Below are 4,967 nucleotides of genomic sequence, written 5' to 3' on the forward strand. Positions count from 1 at the left end.
GACCTCCCTCATAATGAATTAGCATCAAATTCGATGCTTACATCCATTATAAGAGTGGTTCCCTAATGACCGGAAGAGCGGTTTCCATCAATCCGGAACAATGGTTTCCTCAATCCGGAACAATGGTTTCCTCAATCCGGACAAGTGGTGTAAAAGTACCCGTAATATTCAACTGTATATTTCGCAGCAATCATTGAGTAATTATATTGCAAAATTGGAAAAACAGTTTGGAGTAGAGTTTTTTAACAGAAAGAATACGCTTACCCTGACAACTGCAGGGGAGAGCCTGTACCGATATGCAAAATTTATCAAGATGGCGGTAGGAGAGTATGCGTTAGCACACAATGAGCATTTTATGGTGGATGAGCATTGGATCCAGTTAATGACAAGAGTGATGTGTATGGCAGCAGTAGCATTCCAGAATGAAAGCAGGGAAATACATGAATAATAAAAAAGAACGTATTGCAGATGCGATCAATCGCAGCAGGGATGAATTGTTTGAATTGTCAAAGAAGATCCATGATCATCCGGAACTTGGTTTTGAAGAGTTTCAGGCGGTGGAGGCAATTTCTTCGGTTCTGGAGCATCACGGATTTCAGGTGCAAAAGGGGTATGGAGGTCTTCAGACTGCCTTTCGCGCAGATAAAGCGGGAAAAGGGAAGGGACCGAATGTTGCATTTCTGGCGGAATATGACGCACTCAGAGGCATTGGACATGGCTGTGGTCATAATCTGATTGCCACCTGTTCGACTGGGGCATTTTAGGACTTGCCTCCATGATGGCGGAATTAAACGGAAATGTTTGCCTGATCGGAACTCCGGCGGAGGAAGGAGGAGCTGGAAAGGCAAAACTTCTCAGAAATGGAGCATTTGACGATGTAGACTTCGCTTTGATGATGCATCCGTCATCCGGAGGAGCGAATCTGGTTGGCAGAGGCGGCAGGGCAGCATGTACGCTGACAATTAGTTTTACGGGAAAAGGAGCGCATTCCTCCGTGCCGAAGAATGGAATCAATGCGTTAAGTGCTGTTCTTCAAGTGTTCCAGCAGATTGATCTTCTACGTCCGACATTCGATCCTCAGGACAACATCAATGGAATTATAACAAACGGTGGCAGCGCTGCAAATGTGATTCCTGCGCAGGCAGAATGTGAGTTCTGTGTCCGGGCGGATACGATGAAGAGGACGGAGGAACTGATTGAAATTTTAAAACGCTGTGTAGAAAATGCAGAAAAACTGACAGGAGCAAATGCTTTGATTAATCTGGGCGATATCTATGCGGAACGATATCCAAATCAGCCGATGTGTCAGGCATTCAAGGATAATATGGAATTGATAGGAATTCACATGGAATGGCCGGATCCGAAAAAGCAATACGGTTCTTCGGACATCGGAAATGTATCCATCAAAATTCCGGCGATTCATGATTATCTGTCCATCACAGATGACAAAACAATTCAGGGTCATACGATAGAGTATGCAAATGCGTCAGGAAGCTTAGAGGCGCAGGAAATCTGCTTAAAAGGCGCAAAAGGACTTGCCATGACTGGATATGATATTTTGGTGGATCCTGACTTTCAGAAAAATATCCGCACATATCACGAAAAACAAATCCCCATTTTTTATAAAGAAAAATAGTTTGGAGAATGTATTGGCACTGTTGTTTCTTTTCTCCCTTTTCGGAATTGTGTGTCTGAATGAAAAAAAATGTGTAATTATGCATTATTGATGCATAAATATAACATTAAGGGTAATTTAAAAACGAATTTGTTTGAAGTTTCACCAAATCAATGGAGGTGTTTGATTATGAAAAAAAGAATAATTGCAGTAATTGTAATTTTAGCTGTATTAGTAGCTCTATTCTTTATTGGCACAGGTTTTCAAAAAAGAATGGATGTCGTATTAGTTGATTACTCTGTATCAGAGGATGGAACGGAGATCACGCTTGATGTAGGAATTCCAACATCTACAGGATATATCAGAGGATTTAAAGACAATGGCGGTGGAGTAAAACCACATTATCTTACATTTTTTTCGACATTTGGTGGAATAAACAGTCCGATTGGAGCAGAGCATAGCTTCCAATTAGAGCTTACTTCGGATGATACAGAAATTTATTTTAACAGACCGGAGAGAGGTTACGAGTTGGTTTTAGTGAAAGATGAAGAAACAGGTCAATGGCTCAGACCAAGTGGAATAGGTGAAGAAAATAACACTATTTTTGAAGCAACCATTCTTGAAATTCGTGATAATTATTTTTTAGTAGAACCAGTAGAGGGTAGTCAAGAATTAAACAGTGCAGATCTGATTACAGTACCAATGAAAAACATAGGTACTGCTCCACAACCAAATGTTGGTGACATTATTGAAATAGCATATAACGGAGAAATTGCAGAAAGTTATCCAGCACAGATAACAGAGGTTTACGGTATCAAAGTTGTCAAAGAAGCAGAACAATAAATAACAGGATAGTTTGGGCTAAGTAATATCAGAAACACTTTTCCGAAAAGGGAGTGATGCAGACTTTAAACAATATGATGTAATATTGCAAGATAAAGTAAGAACAGGAATGCAAAAGGTTATCGGTGGTTACTACACAGATGCATTACAAGCTTCAAAAGATAATAAGGCATTTTTAACAAAATATATCAATAATCTACGCGCATAATAAGAAGGTGGATAAACTTATGACAAGAGAAAGTACAGTTTACAAGGGACTACACAGGGTAACGGTCTGACGGGAGGTGTGCCGCCCGTCAGATTTTCCATGTGATGTTCAAGCTGTCGCTTGTAGCGGCTATGGTGGTAATCATCAAGTCTACCACCCGCCGCTTGTCGTCAAAGGATACATTCTCCCAAGTGTCGAGGTAGCCGGAAATCTGGCTGACCTGTTCCGGGCTGATGGCTTCCACCGTCAGCTCCGCTATCCTCGCCAGAAGTTCCTGCTTGCGTCCGTCCAGTTCCGCTATCTTCACATTCACATAGGAGAGCAGGACATTGTTTGCACCCGTCAGACTGTCCACCAGCTTTTCAATCTCGCTGTCCACATGGGCAAGCTCCACTTGCAGTGCTGCAATTTTCGGGTTTGCTTTTGCCGCTTTCTTTCTGCCTGTCAGCGTCTTGTAGCTTGCCAGTTTCTTTACCATCTGCTGATAAACAACCGCTTCCAGTTCCGAAGTAATGATTTTCCCGCACCCCGGACAACTCTTGTTATCCAGCCGTTTCGTACAGCGAAGGTATTGCTTGCCGGAGGGATTGAAGATACTCATAAGGGCATACCCGCAGTTCCCGCACTTGATTTTTCCCGCCAGCCATGTGTGGGTGGCTTTCCGGGCAGACTGGATTTTCATGTTGTTCATCAGCTTCTTACGGCAGGTCAGCCAGATGTCGGAGGGAACAATGCCCTCATGGGGAGCCAGTACCAGCATTTGGTCTTTCAAGTCGTTCTTTTTGCTGGGCTTCACATCCCGCCCTTGATACAGATAGCAGCCGTTCATGCCTGTAAAATCGGCAGCGTCATTGACAATGACCGTCCCTTGACTTTTGAAAAATTCGTACACATCAAGGTCTGCCTGCACATAGACAGGATTGCGTAACATCTGCGCCAGCGTGGGGCGTATCAGCACTTTGCCGTTGAACATAATCCCCTGTTCGGCAAAGTGCCGGGTAATGTCCCCGTAGGAGGTTGTGGGCTGGGCGTACATCTCAAACATCAGCCGGATATTTGCCGCTTCGTCTGGATTTACCACCAGCTTTTTTGTATTGATACCGTCCATCTTAATCGGCTCTGTATGAAAGCCGTAAGGGGCTTTCCCACCCATCTTGAAGCCTCGCTGGCTGCGGGAATAGTAAGCGTCCGTTACCCGCTTCTGTATGGTTTCCCTCTCAAGCTGGGCGAACACGATACAGATATTTAACATCGCCCGCCCCATCGGGGTGGAGGTATCAAACTTTTCCGTAGAGGACACAAACTCCACATTGTACTGCTGGAACAACTCCATCATGTTGGCAAAGTCCAGAATGGAACGGCTGATACGGTCGAGCTTGTAAACCACGACCTTTGCAATCAAGCCCCGCTTGATGTCCCGCACCAGTTCTTGAAACTTCGGACGGTCTGTGTTCTTGCCGCTGTACCCTTTGTCTGTGTATTCCTTGCAGTTACCGCCTTTCAACTCGTATTTGCAAAATTCAATCTGGCTTTCAATGGAAATGCTGTCCTTTTTGTCCACCGATTGTCTTGCATAGATTGCGTCTATTCGATTGTTCATATTGTCGCTCCTTTTCTAAAAAAAGAAACGGAGCTGCTGACACCTTTATTATACCGTCAGCAGCCCCGCAAATCAACGATGGCTTCGGAAAATCTTATGCCCCGGCTTCCTCACTCTGCCGTTTGTCGGCATACTTGCGGAACACCTCATAAAGCTGCTGTTCCAGCTCCCGGCGTTTTGCCGCTTCCTGTTCCGGCGTGAACACCGGGGAGAGATTTTCCAGCGTGATTTCCTTTCCCTGAAAAGTCACGACTTCTGTTTCTTTCTTGTATCTGATATGCTCCATAGTACCTCCGTATTTAGTTTTCAAAGTGCAGTTCCGCCATGCTGCGGCGTGAAATGTTTTCTGTCATTGATCACCGTTCCCTTGTGTGTCGCTGCTGCCGTTTCAGTTCTGCCAGCACCTCCGGCGGGATACGGTCTACCAGCCGCTGAATGTCTTTCAGCTCGCTTTCCAGCTTTGCCCGTTCCATCGTATCTTTCATCTTGCCTTTTTCGCTGGCTTTGGCTCTGGCTTCCAACTGTTCATTTTCTGCCAAAAGGTCGTTTATCGTGACCTTGTGTTTTTTGAGCTGACCGGAGTGCAAATTCCGGCTCATCTGACTACGCATTCCGCTAAGAGCTGATCAGTCTTTCCGGATGTAACTGAACGCGTTTCCGCTTCAGCTGATCAATAAGTTTTCAACGTGTTATAGTTCTTT

General features: G+C 44.6%; 6 protein-coding genes and 1 pseudogene. 4 read left to right on the top strand and 3 right to left on the bottom strand.

Annotated features, from left to right (window positions below):
- The first annotated feature begins 100 nt into the window (after positions 1-100).
- From ABCW45_RS17495 to ABCW45_RS17510, 4 genes are all read left to right on the top strand, one after another.
- Positions 101-448, top strand: coding sequence for a LysR family transcriptional regulator (locus ABCW45_RS17495; RefSeq protein ID WP_343221275.1), 348 nt, complete (start codon positions 101-103; stop codon positions 446-448).
- Complete coding sequence (locus ABCW45_RS17500; RefSeq protein ID WP_242998053.1) at positions 441-764, top strand: zinc-binding metallopeptidase family protein; 324 nt, start codon at positions 441-443, stop codon at positions 762-764. Before ABCW45_RS17495 ends, ABCW45_RS17500 begins: the two co-directional genes overlap by 8 nt.
- An 11-nt stretch (positions 765-775) precedes the next feature.
- Positions 776-1,636: a M20/M25/M40 family metallo-hydrolase gene (locus ABCW45_RS17505; protein WP_343221276.1), complete on the top strand. Its 861-nt coding sequence runs from the start codon at positions 776-778 to the stop codon at positions 1,634-1,636.
- A gap of 168 nt (positions 1,637-1,804) precedes the next feature.
- Positions 1,805-2,458 (top strand): hypothetical protein, encoded by a 654-nt coding sequence (locus ABCW45_RS17510; RefSeq protein ID WP_117504481.1) that lies wholly within the window; start codon positions 1,805-1,807, stop codon positions 2,456-2,458.
- Positions 2,459-2,754: 296 nt separating this feature from the next.
- Here ABCW45_RS17510 and ABCW45_RS17515 read toward each other — a convergent pair whose 3' ends face one another.
- From ABCW45_RS17515 to ABCW45_RS17525, 3 genes and pseudogenes are all read right to left on the bottom strand, one after another.
- Positions 2,755-4,266: a recombinase family protein gene (locus ABCW45_RS17515; RefSeq protein ID WP_343221277.1), complete on the bottom strand. Its 1,512-nt coding sequence runs from the start codon at positions 4,264-4,266 to the stop codon at positions 2,755-2,757.
- Positions 4,267-4,360: 94 nt separating this feature from the next.
- The gene (locus tag ABCW45_RS17520) at positions 4,361-4,552 is read right to left on the bottom strand and encodes a hypothetical protein (protein WP_002566025.1); all 192 of its coding nucleotides are present in this window, start codon (positions 4,550-4,552) and stop codon (positions 4,361-4,363) included.
- 70 nt (positions 4,553-4,622) lie between these two features.
- A pseudogene (locus ABCW45_RS17525) lies at positions 4,623-4,847 on the bottom strand (MobV family relaxase); the annotation flags it as partial.
- Positions 4,848-4,967: the final 120 nt, after the last annotated feature.

Source organism: Pilosibacter fragilis (assembly GCF_032490495.1).
GTDB classification, from domain to species: domain Bacteria; phylum Bacillota; class Clostridia; order Lachnospirales; family Lachnospiraceae; genus Pilosibacter; species Pilosibacter fragilis.